This window comes from Chitinophaga sp. 9-1-y (genome assembly GCF_059511905.2).
In genome coordinates this window covers 3,927,403-3,948,956 of record NZ_CM197955.1, presented here as the reverse complement: position 1 = coordinate 3,948,956, position 21,554 = coordinate 3,927,403, and the positions used below count along the sequence as shown (strand labels likewise).

The window sequence follows — 21,554 nt, the reverse complement described above, 5'->3', positions numbered from 1 at the left end:
TTTCCAACTTTTTGAACTGCATACCATTGTGAAAACGCTAAACTGGAGTTAGCGAGGCGACAGCCATACCCTCATGAATCCGTAGCCCATCCAGTGACGATCAACTTTTTTCAGGTAAAGACATTATTTCCACATGAACTGTGGGAGTCGTGCAGACCATGTATTATCCAGCTTTATTTATTCAATACCGTTTTTTATTAAAAACAAGCTTATGACAGTTAATGTTTTTGAATCATTTGAATCAAATGTGCGCAGCTATTCCAGGTCATACCCGGTAGTATTCCACAAAGCTAAAAATGCTTTTCTCTTTGCGCAGGACGGAAAACCTTATATCGATTTCCTGATGGGAGCAGGGGCATTGAATTACGGTCATAATAATGACTTTATTAAATCGCGGCTGCTGGAATATATGCAGCATGATTATATTATGCAGGGCCTGGATATGTTTACGGTGGCAAAAAGCGATTTTATTAATGCGTTTAATGATTTGTTATTGAAGCCACTGGAGCTAAACTACAAGTACCAGTTTTGCGGCCCTACCGGTACCAATGCGGTGGAAGCAGCGCTTAAACTGGCACGTAACTACACCGGCCGTTCCAATGTCATTTCTTTTATGGGAGGCTATCATGGCTTATCGCAGGGGAGTCTCGCCATCACCAGTAACGAGTATCACCGGAAGGCCGCTGGCATAGGATTGCATAATGTTACGTTTATCCCTTTTGATGGTAATCACTCACAGCATGCAGATAGCCTGTCTTATCTGAAAATGATCCTGGAAGACACACATTCCGGTATCGAGAAACCTGCTGCGGTTATTCTTGAAACGGTGCAGGCGGAAGGTGGTGTAAATGTAGCCTCTGCACAGTGGTTGAAAGCATTGAAAAGTATTTGTGAACAGCACCACATACTATTCATTTGTGACGACATACAAATTGGCTGTGGCAGGTCTGGTGATTTCTTTTCTTTTCAACGTGCGGGTATTACGCCGGATATCGTGATCCTGTCAAAATCTTTAAGTGGTTATGGCCTGCCTATGGCTATGCTGCTCATAAAACCTGAACTGGATATCTGGAAGCCAGGAGAACACAATGGCACCTTCCGGGGATATCAGCTGGCATTTGCAGGTGGAAAAGCCGCATTGGAATTCAGACAATCCACCGGGTTGGACACAGAAGTGAAACGTAAATCTGCCTATATCCGCAGTTTTCTCGGGAAACTGGCAACAATAGACGAAAGGATTCACATAAGAGGAATTGGAATGATGTGGGGGATAGACTTATCTTCATTCGAAGATCCCTTACTGGCAAAAAAAATAGCGAAAGATTGCTTTGAAAGGCAATTGATAATTGAATGTGTAGGAAGAGAAGATAAAGTGCTCAAACTATTACCTGCATTGACTATTGAAGATGAGGTGCTGGATGATGCATTAAATATAATAAAGCAGTCAGTAACGCAGCATATCGCAGTTTCTGGTAAACGGTTAAAAGGTGTTGTAATATAATTGACAGAAGTGTTTTGAATGTTATCCCTCGTTAAATGAATATGAATATTTTGTTTTTGTTTATTCCAAAAAATTATTTCATTATCTTTATCGAGCATTTTTTCGGAGTACAATTTTCTGAACGATAATGTGATGGTTAATCCAGATGAAGCCCAATAAAACGAAAGACAGTTACTATCGAACACTCAAATAATCAATAAATTTTTTAACTGAAACCCAAACTGATTACCCGGTAACCTGCCATAGAAGGCACTTACGCCAGACTGCTACCTGCGGTCAGGATTCCTTTTAAATTACTGATGCCGTGTGGAACAAGCACATCGTGTGCCTTGTTGTGACGAAGTTTTGTACCCTAAGGAGAGCGCGAGCTCTTTTGTATTTAGTTATTCGTATATACGTTATAGTTATAATGCACCTGGTCGGAAAGATCAGTTGTAAACAGAGAAAATATGTCTGCTCAAATCATAATCTATTATCCATGAGTGAGAAAAAATTTTATCTCAAGCCCAACGTTGTTTTTGAACCATTGGTTGACAGATGGTATGCCTGGAGTCACTTAATATCTCCGGCTACTACTGCCATGAATGTATTAGGAAGGCACCTTTCTATTATCGATTCTTTTATTATGGCGCCATCCATCCATGTGGAAGCAGTAGCGAACCCTAAAATGAAAGGCGGTCCATTTATGGATATACCAGCAGAAAAACTGGAAGCAGTGAAGGCGCTAAAAGCCGATACCCTCCACCGCCAGGAAGAAGTGATTCAGTTTGCCAAAGCAGTGAAGGAGTTGGATAAGCTGCTGGTGGCGGAAGCCACTGGTTTTGGACTGGAAACCTTATATGAAAAAGTACCACCACTATTGAAAGGATTGGTAGAACTATATTATGACCGTAATAACAACGCTGATTTTCGTTTCTTTGAATCCCTGTTATATAAGAGTAAATTTTATAACAGATCAGCCCAGAGTATGGCTTTCTGGATTACGGATAATGATCACCGCCCGTTTTGCCTAAGTACCCCCCGCCTGGATGATGACCATGTATTACATCTCCCGATATCTTTTGAACATCCGGGAATTGATGCACTGGCCAAAATGAAGCGCACCCCGCAAACAATCAGCTACATCAGGAATATCCTAAATATTGCACCCGAACAGGAAGCCCTGTTTAATAGCTTTTTTACGGAAACACCCCCACCTGTGTATAAAAAATATACCGGTGATAAAATCCGGATGCGTTATTTCGGGCATGCATGCATCCTGGTAGAAACAAAGGATGTCAGTATCCTGGTAGACCCACTTGTGAGCTACTATGGATATGATTCCGACCTGGAGCATTTCTCCGATGCGGATTTGCCCGATGTAATAGACTATGTACTGATTACGCATAATCACCAGGACCACGTTTTATTTGAAACATTACTGCCGCTGCGGCATAAAATCAAAAACCTGATTGTACCACGCACCTGCAGTGGCAAGCTGGAAGATCCGGATCTGAAACTGATGTTTAACAATGTTGGGTTTAATAATGTAGTGGCGATAGATGAAATGGAAACCATTGAATTTGCAGATACGGCGATTACAGGCCTCCCTTTTACAGGAGAACACAGTGACCTGTGTATTCTGACAAAAGCCTGTTACCTGGTACAAATCAGCGACTTTAAGTTATTGTTCCTGGCAGATTCCCGGATCGTTGAATCGGCATTATATAAACACATTCACCGGCAAACCGGTGATGTGGATGTCCTGTTTCTTGGAATGGAATGTGATGGCGCGCCACTTACCTGGTTGTATGGTCCATTGATGACCAGGAAAATCACCCGCGAACAGGATGGTAGCCGCAGACTGGCGGGCTCTGATTGTTCCAAGGGGATGGCATTGGTAGATATCTTCCAACCAAAAGAAGCCTATGTATATGCAATGGGCATGGAGCCCTGGCTGGAATTCATCAGCAGTATTCAGTATACAGATGAATCTAATCCTATCATCCAATCCAACAGGCTCGTGAAACTCTGCCAGGAAAAAGGGATTGTGGCAGAGCGTTTATATGGGGAGAAAGAATTATTGTACGAACGTAAAGAGGCCCTTGTCGCAGCGCAATAATATACAGGAGCGATTTTTTGTCTTGTTCAGGATTATACTGATTAATCTGATTATATTTTTTGATTTTATAAGAATACAATAGCAGTAATCTTTAAAAGACAAAATCAGATTAATCAGTATAATCCTGAACAAGACAAAAAATACGCTTTCAGCGAATACGCTATCCGTTAACAACAAAGATGTATCATAAACATAGCTAATAAACTTCCGTACTTTATGGAGAAATTACCGCAACCCCAAACGTTGTCCGAGATACTATTGCGGATGAAGGACGTTAAAGACAAAGGAATCACTTTTATTTCGGGGAGTAATAACGAAGAGTTTCTTTCTTATCAGCGGCTATACACAAATGCTTTATCCTGGCTGGGTTTTTTGCAGGAAAGAGGGTTGAAACCCGGAGATGAGCTGGTATTACAGGTAGAAGACCATAAAACATTTTTACAGATCTTCTGGGCCAGCATCCTGGGTGGCATTATCCCGGTGCCGGTGGCAGTTACCTACCAGGGTGAAAATGCACAGAAGCTGTTTAAAATACGCTCGTTTTTGAATAACCCGACGTTATTTATCAGCGGTGTTCACCACGAAAAATTAACCACTACTGCATTTGCAGATAGTACCCTGGAAGAACGCCGTTTTGAGAAAATATTGTTTATTGAGGAGCTGGAGAGTTATAACGGTACCGGAACGATATATCCGGCAACGCCCGATAGTATTGCTTTTCTGCAATTTTCCTCCGGCTCTACCGGTAACCCCAAAGGCGTGGTGCTTACACATAAAAACCTGGTCACCAATATTTACGCCGGCACTTCTGCACAGCAGTTAACTGAAGATGACAGCCATCTTAGCTGGATGCCGCTCACACATGATATGGGATTAATAGGTTTTCATCTGTATCCTATCGGCATTGGTGTAGATCACTATCTCATGCCCACTGATTTGTTTATCAGGAATCCTTTGCTATGGCTGCAGAAAGTGTCTGAACATCGGGTAACTATTACTTGCTCTCCCAACTTCGGATATAAATACTACCTGAATCAGTTTACGCCTGAGAAAGGGAAGGGATTGGATCTTTCCTGCATAAAAGGGCTGTTAAATGGTGCCGAGCCGGTATCTGCATCATTATGCCGCACATTCATGGATACGCTCCGGCCATTTCAACTTCATCCACTGGCTATGTGTGCAGGGTATGGACTGGCAGAGGCTACGCTGGAAGTTACCTGGCCTGGTTTACGCAAACCATTCCGGACTATCACTGTTCAGCGGGATGCCCTGACCATAGGGCAATCTGTCACCCAGCCGCGGTCGAATGAAAATATCAAAGAGAGTGTGGAAATAGTGAACATGGGATATGTGATTGATGGGGTGACTGTGCGGGTTTGCAATGAACAGGAAAAGGAACTGGCAGATGGCCACATGGGTATCCTATGGATAAAAGGAGATGCCGTAACCCGTCGTTACTACAACAACGAAGCTGCTACCAAAGCAACCATCACAAAGGATGGATGGCTGAATACCGGGGATACCGGATTTTTCATCAACGGTGATTTATTCGTCATTGGCCGGGTGAAAGATATCATTTTTGTAAATGGCGGCAATGTATATCCGCATGATATAGAAACTACGCTAGAACAGCTGGATGGCATAGAAACGGGTAAGGTAGTGGTTTGTGGCGTACCGGATGAAGAAACAGGATCAGAAGCGATTGTAGTATTCCTGTTACATAAATCTTCTGTCCAGAAATTTCTGCCTGTTATCGGTCAGGTAAAAAGATTTGTAGCTGCCAAACTGGGGCTCGACGTAAAGCATGTACTGCCGGTAAGAAAAGTGCCTAAAACAACCAGTGGTAAAGTAAAACGCTACCTTTTTGCCGAGGACTACCGGAAAGGGGTATACGATGAAATTTTGCGGGAAATAGCACAGGAGAATAACCAGGTACAAGAAGAAATAAAAGTACCGGTGGCCGCTCCGGCAGCACCGGTCGTTAACCAGCAGGAGGTGACTGTTATCCGCCAATGGTTGATACAGTGGCTGCAACAGCGGCTTAAACTCACTGCCGCAGATATTGCCGCAGAAAGATCTTTTGCGGAGTATGGTGTTACTTCTATGCAGGCTGTTTTACTGGCCGCAGACCTGGAGACCTTATTGGGCGCACCGGTCGACAAAACGGTTATCTATAATTTTTCTACCGTGGCCACGCTGTCGCATCACCTTGCTGCCACCGGAAAAGTACCGGTGGTGGAGAAAAACGGAACGGGTGACGCCCGTGAAGTAACAGATAACCGCGTTGCGGTAGTGGGTATTGGTTGCCGTTTTCCCGGCGGTATTGATACGCCGGAAGCTTTCTGGGACTTATTGTATGAGCAACGTAGTGCCATTACCGTTATTCCGCAGCACCGCTGGAATGTGGATGACTATTTTAGTACCGATGAAGATGCGTTGGGAAAGATGTACACCCGTACGGGTGGTTTTATAGACCAGGTAGATCAGTTTGATCCGTTATTTTTTGGTATCTCTCCGAGAGAAGCTGCCGGTATGGATCCTCAGCAGCGTTTATTGCTGGAGGTGTGCTGGGAGGCATTGGAACATGCGGGCATTAAGCCATCTGCTCTGAAGGGGAGCGACACTGGCATTTTTATAGGCATGGGTACCGACGATTATCAGCAGATTGTTCATCATAATACGCCGCCCGCGTTATTTGAAGATGCCTTTAGCAGCCTGGGATTAGAAAGAAGTATTGCAGCAGGAAGGTTGGCGTATGTACTGGATTTTCATGGTCCGGTGGTACAGTCAGATACGGCTTGTTCCTCCTCGTTGCTCAGTATACACCAGGCCTGTCAGCACCTGTTGCTGGGTGAATGTTCGCTGGCACTTGCCGGTGGCGTAAACCTGATGCTGGCGCCGGATACCACTATCCGCTTATGCCGGATGAAAGCATTATCGCCCTCCGGCCAATGTAAAACGTTTGATGATAGTGCCGATGGTTATGTAAGAGGAGAAGGCGCCGGTATTGTGGTGTTAAAGCGCCTTGACAAAGCCATCGCAGATGGGGACAATATCCTGGCAGTGATCAGTGGTTCGGCGGTGAATCATGATGGCGCCAGCAACGGGCTCACAGCTCCCAATGGTATCGCACAACAGCAGTTGATAGAAAAAGCATTGGAGCAGGCAGGCGTTGCGGCAAACACCGTGCAATATGTAGAAACACATGGTACCGGCACTAAATTGGGAGATCCGGTAGAAGTACAGGCACTCCAGGCGGTTTATGGCCGTTCCCGTCCGGCAGACCAGCCATTGCTGGTAGGGGCGGTGAAAACAAATATCGGACACCTGGAAGCAGCGGCCGGCATTGCCGGTTTCATAAAAACGGTATTAAGCCTGCAACATAAACAATTACCGGCCGTACTGAATTATCATACTCCCAATCGCTTTATTCCCTGGAAAGATATTTCCGTGAAAGTGGTAGACAAACCGGTTGCCTGGGAGCCCGGCAGTGCTGGCAGGAGATCAGCGGTTAGTTCATTTGGATTAAGTGGTACCAATGTACATGTGATCCTGGAGGAAGCCGTCACCACTACTGGTGTTCAACAGGAAAAACAAATTCGCCCAGCTTATCCATTGTTATTGTCTGCTAAAACACCGGCAGCGCTGACGGAACTCGCCAACAAATACGATACGTTTTTAGCCACTTCATTGGATGATATAGCAAACATCTCCTATAGCAGTGCATTCACCAGGGAAGCTTTTCCTCATCGCGCAGCATTGGCGGTTACCAGCCGGCAACAGGCGCGGGAACAGTTGCAGGCATTTATTGCCAGCCCTTTTACCAGCCAGGTGGTGACCGGAAATACACATCAGCCACTAGGACAACTGGTCTGGTTATTTAGTGGCGGTGGCTCCCAATACTGGGGGATGGGGCGCGACCTTTATGAAAACAATGCCATCTTTAAAAATATCATTGATCACTGTGACGGCTATCTGAAAACATGCTGGGGCATGTCTTTAACAGACCTGTTGTACAGAAAGGATAAAGACGAAGCCAACACATTGTTATTACAGATGACCTATTTCCAGCCGGCTATTTTCGCGATTTCCTGCGCATTGTCGGCTGTATGGAAATCATGGGGTATCACCCCCGCTATTGTAGCAGGGCATAGTGTAGGTGAATATGCCGCCGCTTATGTGGCAGGTGTATTTAGTCTGGATGATGGTTTGAAACTGGTAACAGAAAGGGCCCGGCTGATGCAGTCCGTGAAAGAACCGGGAGCGATGGCCACCGTTTTTGCCACGGAGGCAATGGTGTCGGAAGCGATCAGACCTTATGAAAATGACCTGACTATTGCCGCTGTAAATGGTCCGGCACTCACCGTTATTTCCGGCAAGAAAAAAGCGGTTGGTGCTGCATTGCAATCCCTGCAAGAGGCAGGCGTCAACGGCCGGGAGCTGCTCATTGCGCACGCTTCCCACTCCCCGTTAATGGAGCCGATGCTGCAGGAATTCCGGGAGGTAGCAGCAAGCATCCGGTATCACAAACCTTCCCTGCAACTGGTATCAAACGTCACGGGTAAGGTGGTAACGGATGAAGTTACTCATGCCGACTATTGGTGCCGGCATATTGTTTTACCGGTTCAGTTTTTCAAGAGTATCCAAACCATCAATACCCTGGGTGGCCAGGTGCTGATGGAGTTAGGACCACAACCTAACCTGTTGTCGATGGTGCAGTTATCGGCGGCCTACGAGGAAGATTGCCTGTTGCCTGCCATGCACATGGATAAGTCTTCCTGGAACACGATGTTGCGCTGCCTGATGTCTCTCCATACAAAAGGGATACCGGTCAACTGGGCTGCTTTTTATGATAGTCCGGGTTACCAGAAAGTATCCTTACCCACTTATGCATTTCACCGGCAACCTTACTGGATTGATGTGGAAGCAAGCATCCCGTCTCTTCCTGCCCCTCATACATATAAATCACCGGTTATGACTGAAACAAAACAAGCACCTGCTGATCAGCGTGCAGCTATATTGGCGGATGTAGCTGGCATATTTGGCAGTCTTCTTAAAATACCGCCTGCAGACATTAATATTTATACGCGTTTCCTGGAGCTGGGTGCGGACTCACTGATATTGGCCAGCGCAGTACGCAAAATAGAAAAGAAGTATGGCCTGAATTTTACTATCCGCCAGTTGTTCGAAACAGTGACTTCCCTGGATCTGATGGCCGGTTATATCCTGGAACATTCTGCCAATTTACCTGCGCCGCAGGTAGCGGTGATAGCCGCGCCTGTAGCACCTGTGGTGAATACGGCGCCTTCAGCGGCACCGGTACAAACCATTAACCTGCCCGTTGCGGCTACTAACGCAGACCCTTCGCTGACTCAACGTCTTTTTAATATCATGGAGCAACAGTTGCAACTGCTGTCTATGCAACTGGGAGGGGCACAGCCACTGCCCGCAACAGCGTTGCCCACTCCCGTACCCGCGTTGTCGAATAATATTGCTCCTGAAAGGGCAACGGCAGTATTGCCACAAAACGGAACTATTAATGCAGCGCCTAAAAAGCATGCGTCCATTTTCCCCAAGATGGAAAAGAAGCCCGGGCAAACAGGCTACACGGCTGCTCAACAGGAATACCTGGATGCCTTTATTAAGCGGTATAATGAAAAAACAAAAACGTCCAAAGCGCTTACACAGCAATACCGGCCAGTGCTGGCAGATAACCGAGCTTCAGCAGGATTCCGTTTTTCAACAAAAGAATTAGTGTACCCGATTTTGGCAGCCTCCTCTCAGGGCGCTACCATTACGGATGTAGACGGCAACAAATATGTTGACCTGGCGATGGGTTTTGGAGTAGACCTGCTCGGACATTGTCCGCCTGCAGTGATGACTGCCCTGCAGCAACAGTTGCAACAAGGATTTCAACTTGGTCCTCAAACGCCGCTGGCAGGACAGGCAGCTACGTTGGTAACAAAGCTTACCGGGATGGAGAGGGCCAGTTTCCATAACTCCGGAACGGAGGCGGTGATGACGGCCGTCAGGTTGGCGCGTACTGTAACCGGAAGAAAGAAGATTGCCGTTTTTGCAGGCGCTTATCACGGCCATTTCGATGGCACCCTCGCTGCACCGGAGGACCTGGAAAGAACCCATGCAGGGGTACCGATGGCGCCGGGTATTATGGAAAATATGGTGGCGGATGTGCTGGTATTCGATTACCATCATCCGGACGTAGTGGAACATATCAGGGCACATGCACATGAGTTGGCAGCATTGGTGGTAGAGCCGGTACAGAGCCGTCGTCCGGGGTATCAGCCCAAAGCATTGCTGCATGAATTACGCCGTATGACGGCGGCAGAAAATGTAGCCCTGATCTTCGACGAAATGATCACTGGTTTCAGGATCCACCCCGGAGGCGCCCAGGCACATTTTGGGGTACGTGCAGATCTTGCCACGTATGGTAAAATTGCCGGCGGCGGATTACCGATTGGCATTATTGCCGGCAGCAGCCGGTTTATGAGCGCATTAGACGGTGGCATATGGCAGTATGGTGATGATTCTTATCCGGCAGTAGACACTACTTTCTTTGCAGGTACTTTCTGTAAACATCCGCTGAGCATGGCTTCCTCGCTGGCATTGCTGCAGGAGCTGGAAAGGAGAGGACCCGCTTTACAGGAACAACTCAATGTACGTACTACCCGTTTGGTGCAGGATATATCTGTCTTCTTCGAAGAAAACAATGTGCCGATACAGGTACATAGTTTTGGTTCCCTGTTCTATTTTGCCATCAACACTAACATGGATCTGTTCTTCTATCACCTCCTCGAAAAAGGGGTGTATATATGGGAAGGACGTACCTGCTTTTTGTCGGATGCCCATTCAAATGAAGACATTGATTTTATTGCCAAATCTATTAAGGATAGCATCCATGAACTGCAACAGGCTGGCTTTTTACCCACGCCTGTAGCTACCAGCGAACCGGTAGCTGCACAGGTAACCACAGAAATGCTGAATGGCGGAATGGCGCCGGTTAAGCTGGAACAACGGCCTGCACACATTCCGGTTTCGTTTAGCCAGGAACGTTTGTGGTTTGTGCATCTGCTGGAGGGAAGTGTGCAGTATCATGTCCCCATGTTGTTAAAAATAAAAGGAACACTGAATACAAGCGCGCTGCGCTATGCATTGCAGGATATTGTGAATCGTCATGAGATACTCAGAACCGTGATAGATACCAGTGGTGATGAAGTAGCACAGCATATACTTGATAAAAACCGCTGGGAGCTTGGGATAACTGAGGTAGATTTTGATCAGGAAGATGCCAGCGCTTTGTCTGCTTATATTACTCCGCTGATAGATCAACCTTTTGATTTGCAGCAGGATCATATGCTGCGTGGTGAGTTGTTGCGTTTTTCGGAAGAAGAATACCTGTTGGTGCTGACGGCGCATCACATTTCTTTTGATGGATTGTCGGCCGACATTATTTTATTGGAATTGCTGCAATTTTATGAAGCATATATTACCGGCAGCAAGCCCACTTTAACACCACTTCGCTTTCAATACGCCGATTACGCCATATGGCTGCGTTCTCCGCAGGTGACTGGTATGCTGGATGAAAAACTCAACTACTGGAAAGAAAGACTGGCCGGCGTGTCGCCAATAAATTTGCCGCTCGACTATGTGCGGCCGGCAATACAAACTACCAGCGGAGGCATTGTAACATGGCCGCTGGACAGGGAGTTGATTGGCCAGGTATTAAAACTTTGCCCGCAGCAGGATGTAACGCTTTATATGTTATTGCTGACCACTTTTAAGGTGCTTTTGTATCGCTATACCGGTCAGGAAGATATTTGCATCGGCAGCCCTACTGCCGGCAGAATGCACGAAGAAGTAGAGGAGCTGGTCGGGTTCTTTGTAAATACGCTGGTGTTGCGTAGTGACCTGAGTGATAATCCTTCTTTCGCAGCGTTGTTACAGCAGGTAAAACAAACGTTGTTGTCTGCCTATGAATACCAGGAAGTACCGTTTGAAAAAATTGTAGGTGCCGTAGTGAAGAACAGGGAGCAGGACAGAAACCTTTTACAACAGGTGATATTCGGGCTAGAGAAAACCCCGGACTTTACTGCCTTAAAATTGGGTGAAACAACGCTGTCACAGCAGCCACTCGGCAGAACGACCACGATGGCGGATATTAATTTCTACATTCTGGAAAACCCCGACGGTTCACTGGTCGCCAATATAGAATACTGCACAGACCTGTTTAAGAAGGAAACCATCACCCGGATGCTGCTGCATTATGAACAGCTGTTGCGCGCAGTGGTGGCCTCGCCGGAGGAGCGGATCGGGGCATTGCCGATGTTAAATGCAGCGGAGCAACAATTACTGACCATAGGTTTTAATAATACAGCGACGGCGTATCCAACCGATAAAACAGCTATTGCATTATTTGAAGCACAGGCCACCCGTATTCCGGAGGCTACGGCATTGCTGTTTGAAGACGCACAGCTTACTTACCGGCAGCTTAATGAGCTGGCAGGTCAGCTGGCACATCACCTGCAGCACAATGGAGTGAAAGCTGGCGCATTGGTACCGGTGTGCATAGAACGATCCCTGGAGATGATTGTCACCATCCTGGCAATTATGAAAACCGGCGCCGCTTATGTGCCCATTGATCCTGACTACCCGACAGACCGCATTAGTTATATGCTGGACGACACCAGGGCGAGTGTGCTGGTAACCTCCAGGGCTTGCGCCGCGAAACTGCCGGTAAAAGATTTTTTACGCATTATTATCCTGGATGATGAACGGGAGTTGATGGCTAAGCATCCGGTTACTTCACCGGCAACCGTACTCCGGCCGGAAGATCTTGCCTATGTGATTTATACTTCCGGTTCTACCGGAAAGCCCAAAGGCGTAATGATTGAGCACCGGGGTTTGGTGAACCTGGCATTGAGTCAGCAGGAAGCATTACGATTGAAAGAAGGTACCCGTTCACTGCAATTTGCATCATTGGGCTTTGATGCATCTTGTTATGAAATATTCAATACTTTATTAAGTGGCGGCATACTGGTGTTGCCCACTAAAAATGATTTGTTGTCTGCAGAAAATTTTGCAGCGCTGGTGAACAAACAACAGGTAGAAGTAGTAACACTGCCACCTTCGTACCAGCATACCATCAAGGATGTACTGGGGCCGGTTAAAACGATTGTATCTGCCGGGGAAGCCATGATGCTGGAAGATGCAAAGGAAATGATATTGGGCGGCATAAGATTGATCAATGCCTACGGGCCCACCGAAAACACGGTGTGTACCAGTCTTACCGACCAGCCTATTCTCGAAAATGACGTAGTAGTGATCGGTAAACCCATTGCCAATGTACAGGTGTACGTGCTGGACATCAATGATGGCCTGGCGCCGTTGGGGGTTACCGGGGAAATATGTGTTGGCGGCGCTAACCTGGCGCGTGGCTACCTGCACCGGGACGAGCTGACCGCAGAGAAGTTTATACCCAATCCATTCAGTAAAGGCAGCAGGTTATACCGGACAGGTGACCTGGGTCGCTGGCTGCCCGATGGAAATATTGAATACCTGGGCCGTAAAGATGACCAGGTAAAGATCCGCGGTTACCGCATAGAGCTGGGTGAAATAGAAAGTGTGATGCTGAAATGCGCGCTGATCAGCCAGGCGGTAGTATTGGCCAGGGCAGATGATTCGGGGAATAAACGCCTCATTGGTTATGTAGTCCCCAATGGCGAATTTGACAAGGCCGGCATTATTGCTTACCTGAAAGAGTGGTTGCCAGACTATATGATTCCTGCGTTACTGATTCCACAAGATACATTCCCGGTAACGGTGAATGGAAAGATTGACCGGAAAGCATTGCCTGATCCGGATGTAACGGAGTCACGTACCAGTATATACGAAGCTGCCCGGGATGAGATGCAAACATCAATCGCCGGTATCTGGCAGGAATTGCTGGGAGTAGAACGGGTAGGGATACACGACAATTTCTTTGAGCTGGGAGGTGATTCTATTATCATTATCCAGGTAGTAAGTCGTGCCAGGCGTTTGGGATACATGCTGCAGGTAGGAGATCTGTTTACCCACCCAACTATTGCAAAGATTTCCCAGTTGCTGGCATCGCAACAAAGTATCGCTGAAGCGCCAGCAGAAAGCGTGCAGAAAGGCAGTATCGGATTATTGCCCATACAGGAGTGGTATTTCGGGAAAAATAATACTGACGCACATTACAACCAGAGTATCTTACTTACAGTAGATAAAAAAATAGTACCTGCAAGAATATCTGCTGCCATCGCGGCGCTGACGCGCTATCATGATGCATTGCGTTATACTTACCGGCACAGCGGGGAAGGATGGGAGCAGTTGGAAGGAGGGCTGGAAGCCAGTGTAGAACTGATAGATTTGCAAGGAATTGCACCCGAAAAGCTGGCAGAGAATATACAACTGCATGGAGAAAGAATACAGGGCAGCCTGGATATAAAACAGGGTAAGCTGGTACAGGCAGCCCTGTTATTGACGCCCGCCAGTGAATCACATCACCGCTTGTTGGTGGTAATTCATCACCTGGTAGTAGACGGTGTGTCCTGGCGCATTATGCTGGATGACCTCCAGTTATTATTAAAGAAGGCAACGGTAAATAATGAGCTGGAAGTATTGGGGCGGAAGAGCAGTTCTTATCGCCAGGCATATGAAGCCTTGCTAAAGTATAGCAAGAAAGACCGGCTGCTTAACCAGCAAAGTTACTGGCAGCAGGTAGTACAGGGATATGTTCCTGTACGCACGGCTACCCATTTTGAAGGAAAGATCACAATGGCCGATACCGGTTTGCATGTGGTGCGGCTCAACGCGCTTCAAACACAACGTCTCCTGAAAGAAGTGCCCCGTGCTTATCATACAGAGATCAACGATATTTTATTAGCAGCGCTGGCGCTCACCCTGGCGGAATGGAATGGTAATGATGCCGTATCCATTGGCCTGGAAGGACATGGCCGGGAAGATGCTGTGCTGGGTATTGATACCAGTCATACTGTTGGTTGGTTTACCAACTTATATCCTGTACTCCTGCAAATACCGGCAGACAGCTCTCCGGGTACCCTGCTGAAGGATGTAAAAGAGCAGCTCCGCAAGGTAGCTGACAAAGGCATTGGTTATGGCGTACTGAAGTACATCAACCAGGCAGATTATTTACAGGGTAGAGATCCCTGGGATATTACCTTCAACTACCTGGGGCAACTGGATAACATCACTAACGTGAATGGCTATCTGAACATCTCGGAGGAAGCGGCCGGAAGCATGATAGGGTCGGGTTATCCGGTACAGGATAAATTATTTATTAACAGTATTGTGCAACAGGGTGAACTGGTGATGGAGTGGGGGTACAGTGTTCCGCATTTTGCACCTGCTGACATCGCAGGGCTGGCGGACAAATATTTCCATCACCTGGACATCCTGATTGCACATTGCGTGTCGCAAACGGAGTCTTACAGCACGCCGGCAGATTATGGACTGAGTCATGACATCAGCTATGAGGCACTGGACAGGTTCCTGGATACACCGTACAAGGGGGCACCCAGGCGTAACCAGGTAGCCGGCCTATACCGGCTCAGTGGCTTGCAGGAAGGTATGCTGTTCCATAGTTTGTATGATAAAACTGCCGGTGGATATATTGATCAGTTTACCTGCGGTGTGGGTGAAATGGATCTTAGCTTATTCCGGGAAAGCTGGGCGATCCTGTTCCAGCAGCATAGCATTCTGCGAAGCGCATTTTACTACGATGAATTTGTGATACCGGTACAATGTGCCTATCACCAGGTGAAACTGCCGTTGACGGTACTGGATTATCGTCAGTTGAGCGGATCAGCGCAGGAGCAGGCATTGGCCGACTATGAAGCCGCTGAACGGAATGAAGGCTTTGATTTTTCGGCAGCACCATTGCTCCGCATTGGCCTGATACGTTTAGCAGAAGGCCGCTACCGGATGGTATGCACCTTCCATCATATTTTGCTGGATGGCTGGTCACTGGCCGTACTGGTAGAAGAGTTGCTGAATACCTATGAAGGGTTGGTAAAAGGAAAAGCAATCTCCATACCGGCAGCAGAAGACCGCTATGGAGATTACATTCAGTATATGGATCGCCGTGATAAGGAAGTTGCTGCCAACTACTGGCAACAATACCTGGCGGGTATGGATACTGGCAGCCTGTTACCGTTTATTGACAACATCGCTGACCGTAATAAAGGGATTGGTACCTATAAAAAAGAAATACTAAGCCTGGAAGGCCCGTTAGCAGATGCTATCCAACAATATGCGCTGGCGCACCGTATTACCGTGAATACCCTGATGCAGAGCGTGTGGGCGTACCTGTTACACAACTACACCGCTCAACAAGCGGTTACTTATGGGGTGATTGTTTCCTGCCGCCCGGAAGATTTACCCGGCGTAGAAAAAAGGGTAGGGCTGTACATCAATACCCTGCCGCTTCATGTAAAAGTACCTGGAGCAGGAGATATCGCGGGGTGGTTACAGGCGCTGCAAACAAGCCAGCACCAGAGCCGGGAACACCAATACACAGCGCTTAACCAGATCCAACAGATGATTGGCTTCACCGGGGATTTGTTTGATAGCATCCTGGTATTTGAAAACTATCCCATCAGTGATGAGGTATTTGCAGGCCACTGGAGTTTGCGCATTGACAGTTTTAACACCAGCGAACAAACCAATTATCCATTGGTGGTAATGATTACGCCCGGCAAGAAAGCCAGTATTGAGTTTGCCTATAATGCTGCGTTACTGGAAGAAGTGTATGTACAGGAAATTGCCGCACATTTTGAATATGTATTGCAACAAATAACCCATGCCAACATTCATCAGTTGTCCGAATTATCGGTGCTGAAACCTTCCACCGTTTGGCAGTTGCAAACACATGCTGCCGTTAGTTATCCGCAGGATAAAACATTCCCGGAACTGTTTGCCGCACAGGCAGCACTGACGCCAAAGGCAACGGCTGTTGTGTTTGAAGATACACAACTGACTTACCGGGAGCTGAATGAGAAATCAAATCAACTGGCACACTACCTGCGTCAGCAGGGGGTAAAAGCGGGTTCGTTGGTGCCGTTGTACCTGGAACGATCTGCCGCTATGATCGTGGCCTTATTAGGTATTGTGAAAGCGGGTGCAGCCTATGTACCCATTGATCCTGATTTTCCGGCAGACCGTATTGCCTTTATGCTGGAAGATACCCGTGCAGAAGTGGTGGTGAGCAACAATGCCGGCAAGGCGAAACTGCCTGCCGGGATGACCGCACATGTCATTACACTGGATGGAGATGCTGCTGAAATTGACCGTTGTAAAGTGAAAGCAGTGACCGCAACTCCGGCACCTGATGGGCCGTTGTATGTGATTTATACCTCTGGTAGTACCGGTAACCCGAAAGGAGTGGTGATTACACATCGTAACCTGGTAGATTACCTGTATGGACTGAAAGCCGCATTGCCGGTAACCGAATGCCGTTCCTTTGGATTGCTTTCCAGCATTGCTACGGATCTGGGTAATACGGTATTGTTTACCCCACTGATTTCAGGGGGCGCTTTACATGTGTTTTCCAAAGAAATGATCAGCGATGGAGAGTTATTGCTCGATTATTTTTCTGCTCACCCGATAGATGCTATCAAGATAGTGGCTTCTCACTGGAAAGCATTGTCCGCTTCCGGCAGGTTATTGTTGCCGGAGAAATTGCTCATTTTTGGAGGAGAGGCGTTGGAAACAGCAGTGGTAAACAGTATCCGCGCTTATGGCTCCCGTTGCACCATCGTGAATCACTATGGACCAACGGAAACGACTATAGGAAAATTACTGCATGTAGTGAATGACGAAACGACCTATGGCCACCACATTCCTATTGGTAAACCATTTTCCAATACCAGGGTATATGTGCTGAATGCCGCCGGTAAGTTATGCCCGGTAGGTGTTCCCGGGGAATTGTATATTGGTGGGGATGGCGTATCCACCGGATATTTAAATAATGATGCTTTAACGGCAGACCGCTTTATCGCAGATCCATTTGACGAATCAGCGGCTTCAAAACTATATCGTACCGGCGACCTGGTAAAGATTTTGCCAGATGGCAATATCCTGTTTGCCGGTCGTGCAGACGACCAGGTAAAGATCCGCGGTTATCGTGTGGAACTGGGAGAAGTAGAAAGGGCATTACTGCGAACTGACCTGGTGAGCCAGGCGGTAGTGGTAGCACGAGGAGAAAGCAGTGGCAGCAAGCGCCTGATTGGGTATGTGATCGGAGAAGGAGAGGTAGATCAGAAAGCCGTATTGGCGCAACTGGAAGAACACTTACCAGAGTATATGATTCCTTCGGCATTGGTGGTACTGGATAGTTTTCCGTTACTGGCCAATGGTAAAGTGGATAAGAAATCGCTGCCGGATCCGGATAATACTACTGTTACAGCAGGATATACCGCGCCGGCAACTGACACAGAGCAAATATTGGCGGCTATCTGGACCTCTTTGCTGGAGGTAGAACAGGTAGGGGTACATGATGATTTCTTTGCATTGGGCGGTCACTCCCTGCTGGCTATACGTGTGGTATCAGCTATCCGGAAAGCACTTGCCGTAGAAGTGGCGATCGGTGATATATTTGACTATCCCACGGTGGCATCGCTGGCAGTCCGGTTAGGACAACATTCCGATGCGGCTACTGTTCCAACTATTGTCAGGTATGAACGTCCTGCACGTATTCCGCTTTCTTATAGCCAGGAACGTTTATGGTTTATTGATCAGCTGGAAGGTAGTGTACAATATCATACGCTGGCAGTATTGAAATTAAATGGGAACCTGCAGGTGGAAGGATTAGCACATGCCCTGCAAACTATTGTGAATCGGCATGAAGTACTGCGCACCGTCATTTTGCAGGACGCAGGGGTGCCTTATCAGCAGGTGTTGGATAAGGATGGATGGCAGCTACAGGTTGTAGATGAACCAACCTATAAAGAAGATGACCTGGCTTTGCAAACCTATGTGCAGTCGCTGTTGGCTATTCCGTTTGAGTTGCATGCAGATCATATGTTGCGTGCACACCTGATCGTAACCGGCCCCGCAACATATCTGCTGGTGTTTACACTACACCATATCGCTTCCGATGGCTGGTCTACCGGCATCATCGTGAATGAGGTGGCAGCATTGTACGCCGCCTGGGTAGCCGGCCGGACAGCAGAATTAACGCCTTTAAACATCCAGTATGCCGACTATGCCATCTGGCAACGGAATCATTTGTCGGGAACATTGCTGGACAAAAAAATAAATTACTGGAAAGAAAAGCTGCAAGGGGTAGCTACGCTACAGTTTCCAACAGATTATCCGCGCCCTGCGATTCAGAGTACCCGTGGCGCTATCAAAAGTTTCGGGCTGGACAAAGCCCTGTCACAACAGTTGCAGGAATTGTCGCAGCAACAGGGTACTACACTTTTTATGACTTTGCTGGCTGCTTTCAAGGTACTGCTGTACCGTTATACCGGCCAGGAAGACATCTGCGTAGGCAGCCCGATTGCTGGCAGAACGCAACAGGAAGCAGAAGCACTGATAGGGTTCTTTGTTAACACCCTGGCATTGCGTAGTGATCTGAGTAATGATCCTTCCTTTGCTACTTTGCTGCAACAAGTGAAACGTACTACACTGGGCGCTTATGAGCACCAGGAAGTACCGTTTGAAAGGGTAGTGGAAGCGATCGTGAAAAAGCGTGATCTCAGCAGAACGCCACTGTTCCAGGTAATGTTTGAATTACAGCATGTGCCGGAAAATGCAGCCTTACGGTTAGATGACCTGCAATTATCGTTGGAAAAAACAGATCCGGCCACTACACAGTTTGATTTTACTTTCTCCATAGAAGAAAGCAGTACCGGTTTAGCAGGAACGGTGATGTATAGTGAAGATCTCTTTACGGAAGATACCATACAACGCCTGATCACTCATTTTGAACAATTGCTCCGGGCGGTGGTGCATGCGCCGGCTGCCAGGATCAGTACCTTCGATATGCTGACACCTGCAGAAAGGGAACAGCTGCTTGTCACGTTTAACGATAACATCGTTGCTTGGCCGGAAGACGAAACTATTCCGGGGCTTTTTATGAAGCAGGCCGCCAATACACCGGATGCTGTGGCGTTGGCATTTGAAGGTACTCAACTTACTTACAGGGAGCTGGATGAACGCTCCAATCAACTGGCGAATTATCTGCAACACAACGGTGTACAGGAAGATACACTGGTGCCTGTTTGTATAGCACGTGGTCCGGAAATGATTATTACGATACTGGGTATTATGAAGGCCGGTGGTGCCTATGTACCTGTGGATCCGGAGTATCCGGCAGAACGTATCGGCTATATGCTGGAAGACAGCAGCGCTACCGTGTTAGTCACCACCCATGATCTTCGCCAGCGGATACCGGCAAAAAAAGGATTACATATTGTGATACTGGATACTGACAATGTTTCGCTGCAGGCGGCTCCGGTTACAGCACCGGCCACTTTGCCCGCACCGCATCAGTTGTCTTATGTGATTTATACCTCCGGATCTACCGGACAGCCCAAAGGGGTGATGGTAGAACACCGTGGTATGCTGAATCATTTGTTTGCCAAAATAAATGACCTGCAGATCAATGATAAAACCAGGTTAGCTTATACCGCTTCCTACACCTTTGATATTTCCGTATGGCAGATGTTTGCCGCGCTTGTTTGCGGAGGAACAACCGTGATCTATACTAATCAGCTCATCTTCCAGCCATCGGCATTTTTACAGTCTATTGCAAAAAATAAGATCAGCATACTGGAAATAGTGCCTTCCTACCTGGCAGTTATTTTACAGGAAGATGTAACGATTAAGGCCAGCACCTTGCAGTACCTCTTGGTGACCGGCGAAGCCGTGAGCCAGTCGTTGCTGAAACAATGGTTTAATCATCCTGTGTTTGGTAAGATTCCGGTAGTCAACGCTTATGGACCTACAGAGGCATCTGATGATATCTGTCATCATATCATGCACCAGGCGCCATTGAGTGCGAATGTGCCGTTAGGTAAACCGGTGCAAAATCTGCGTATTTACGTGCTGGATACCAGGAAACAGCTATGTCCGGTGGGTGTGATCGGGGAGATCTGCGTATCAGGTGTGGGGGTATCACGTGGTTATCTCAACAAAATATCCTTAACAGCAGAAAAATTCATTGCGGATCCGTTTACCACCGACAAGCAGGCGCGCATGTACTGCACCGGCGACCTGGGCAGATGGCTCCCTGATGGTACCGTTGAATACCTGGGCCGTATAGACGAGCAGGTAAAGATCAGCGGTTTCCGTATAGAGCTGGGCGAAATAGAAAGTGTTTTACAGCAATGTAAGTCCGTGCACCAGGCAGTAGTACTGGCAAAAACAGATGGGGATGGTGTTAAACGGCTGGTGGGATATGTGGTCCCTACCAACACATTCGACCGCGAAGAAATTTATACTTACCTGGCGGAGCGGTTACCTGAATTTATGATTCCAGCTATGCTGATAGCATTGGATAAGCTGCCGCTGACAGACAATGGGAAGATTGATAAGAAAGCTTTACCAGAACCGGATATCAGTGCATTGTCTTCCACCGTATATGTGGCGCCTTCCAATGCTACTGAGCAGTTGCTTGCAACTATCTGTGAAGGCTTAATGAATTTGCCACGGATAGGGGTACACGATAATCTTTTTGAACTGGGTATGCATTCCCTGCTGGTAATGCGGCTGGCTGCGGCAGTACAAAAGGAGTTCGGTTTACAGGTATCTGTCAGAACATTTTTTCAACTGGCCACCATCGCTATGCTGGCTAAATATATAGCTGTTAACCAGGAGGATCCTGAACTGGAATTTGGGAAGAATAAGACTATCACGTTGTAATCAGCCCACCGTTTCGTTTTTAAATTA

General features: G+C 47.4%; 3 protein-coding genes. All 3 read left to right on the top strand.

What is annotated here, in order from left to right; translation table 11 throughout:
• Positions 1–211 precede the first annotated feature (211 nt).
• The 3 genes from ectB (at position 212) to AC5ZC7_RS15425 (ending at position 21,527) form a co-directional block, all read left to right on the top strand.
• Positions 212–1,501 (top strand): diaminobutyrate--2-oxoglutarate transaminase, encoded by a 1,290-nt coding sequence (gene ectB, locus AC5ZC7_RS15435; RefSeq protein ID WP_496158028.1) that lies wholly within the window; start codon positions 212–214, stop codon positions 1,499–1,501.
• A 478-nt stretch (positions 1,502–1,979) separates the two neighbouring features.
• Positions 1,980–3,602, top strand: a complete 1,623-nt coding sequence (locus AC5ZC7_RS15430) for an MBL fold metallo-hydrolase (protein WP_496158029.1) — start codon at positions 1,980–1,982, stop codon at positions 3,600–3,602.
• Between the two features lie 216 nt (positions 3,603–3,818).
• Entirely contained in the window at positions 3,819–21,527 is a 17,709-nt protein-coding gene (locus tag AC5ZC7_RS15425) for an amino acid adenylation domain-containing protein (RefSeq protein ID WP_496158030.1), read from the top strand.
• Positions 21,528–21,554: the final 27 nt, after the last annotated feature.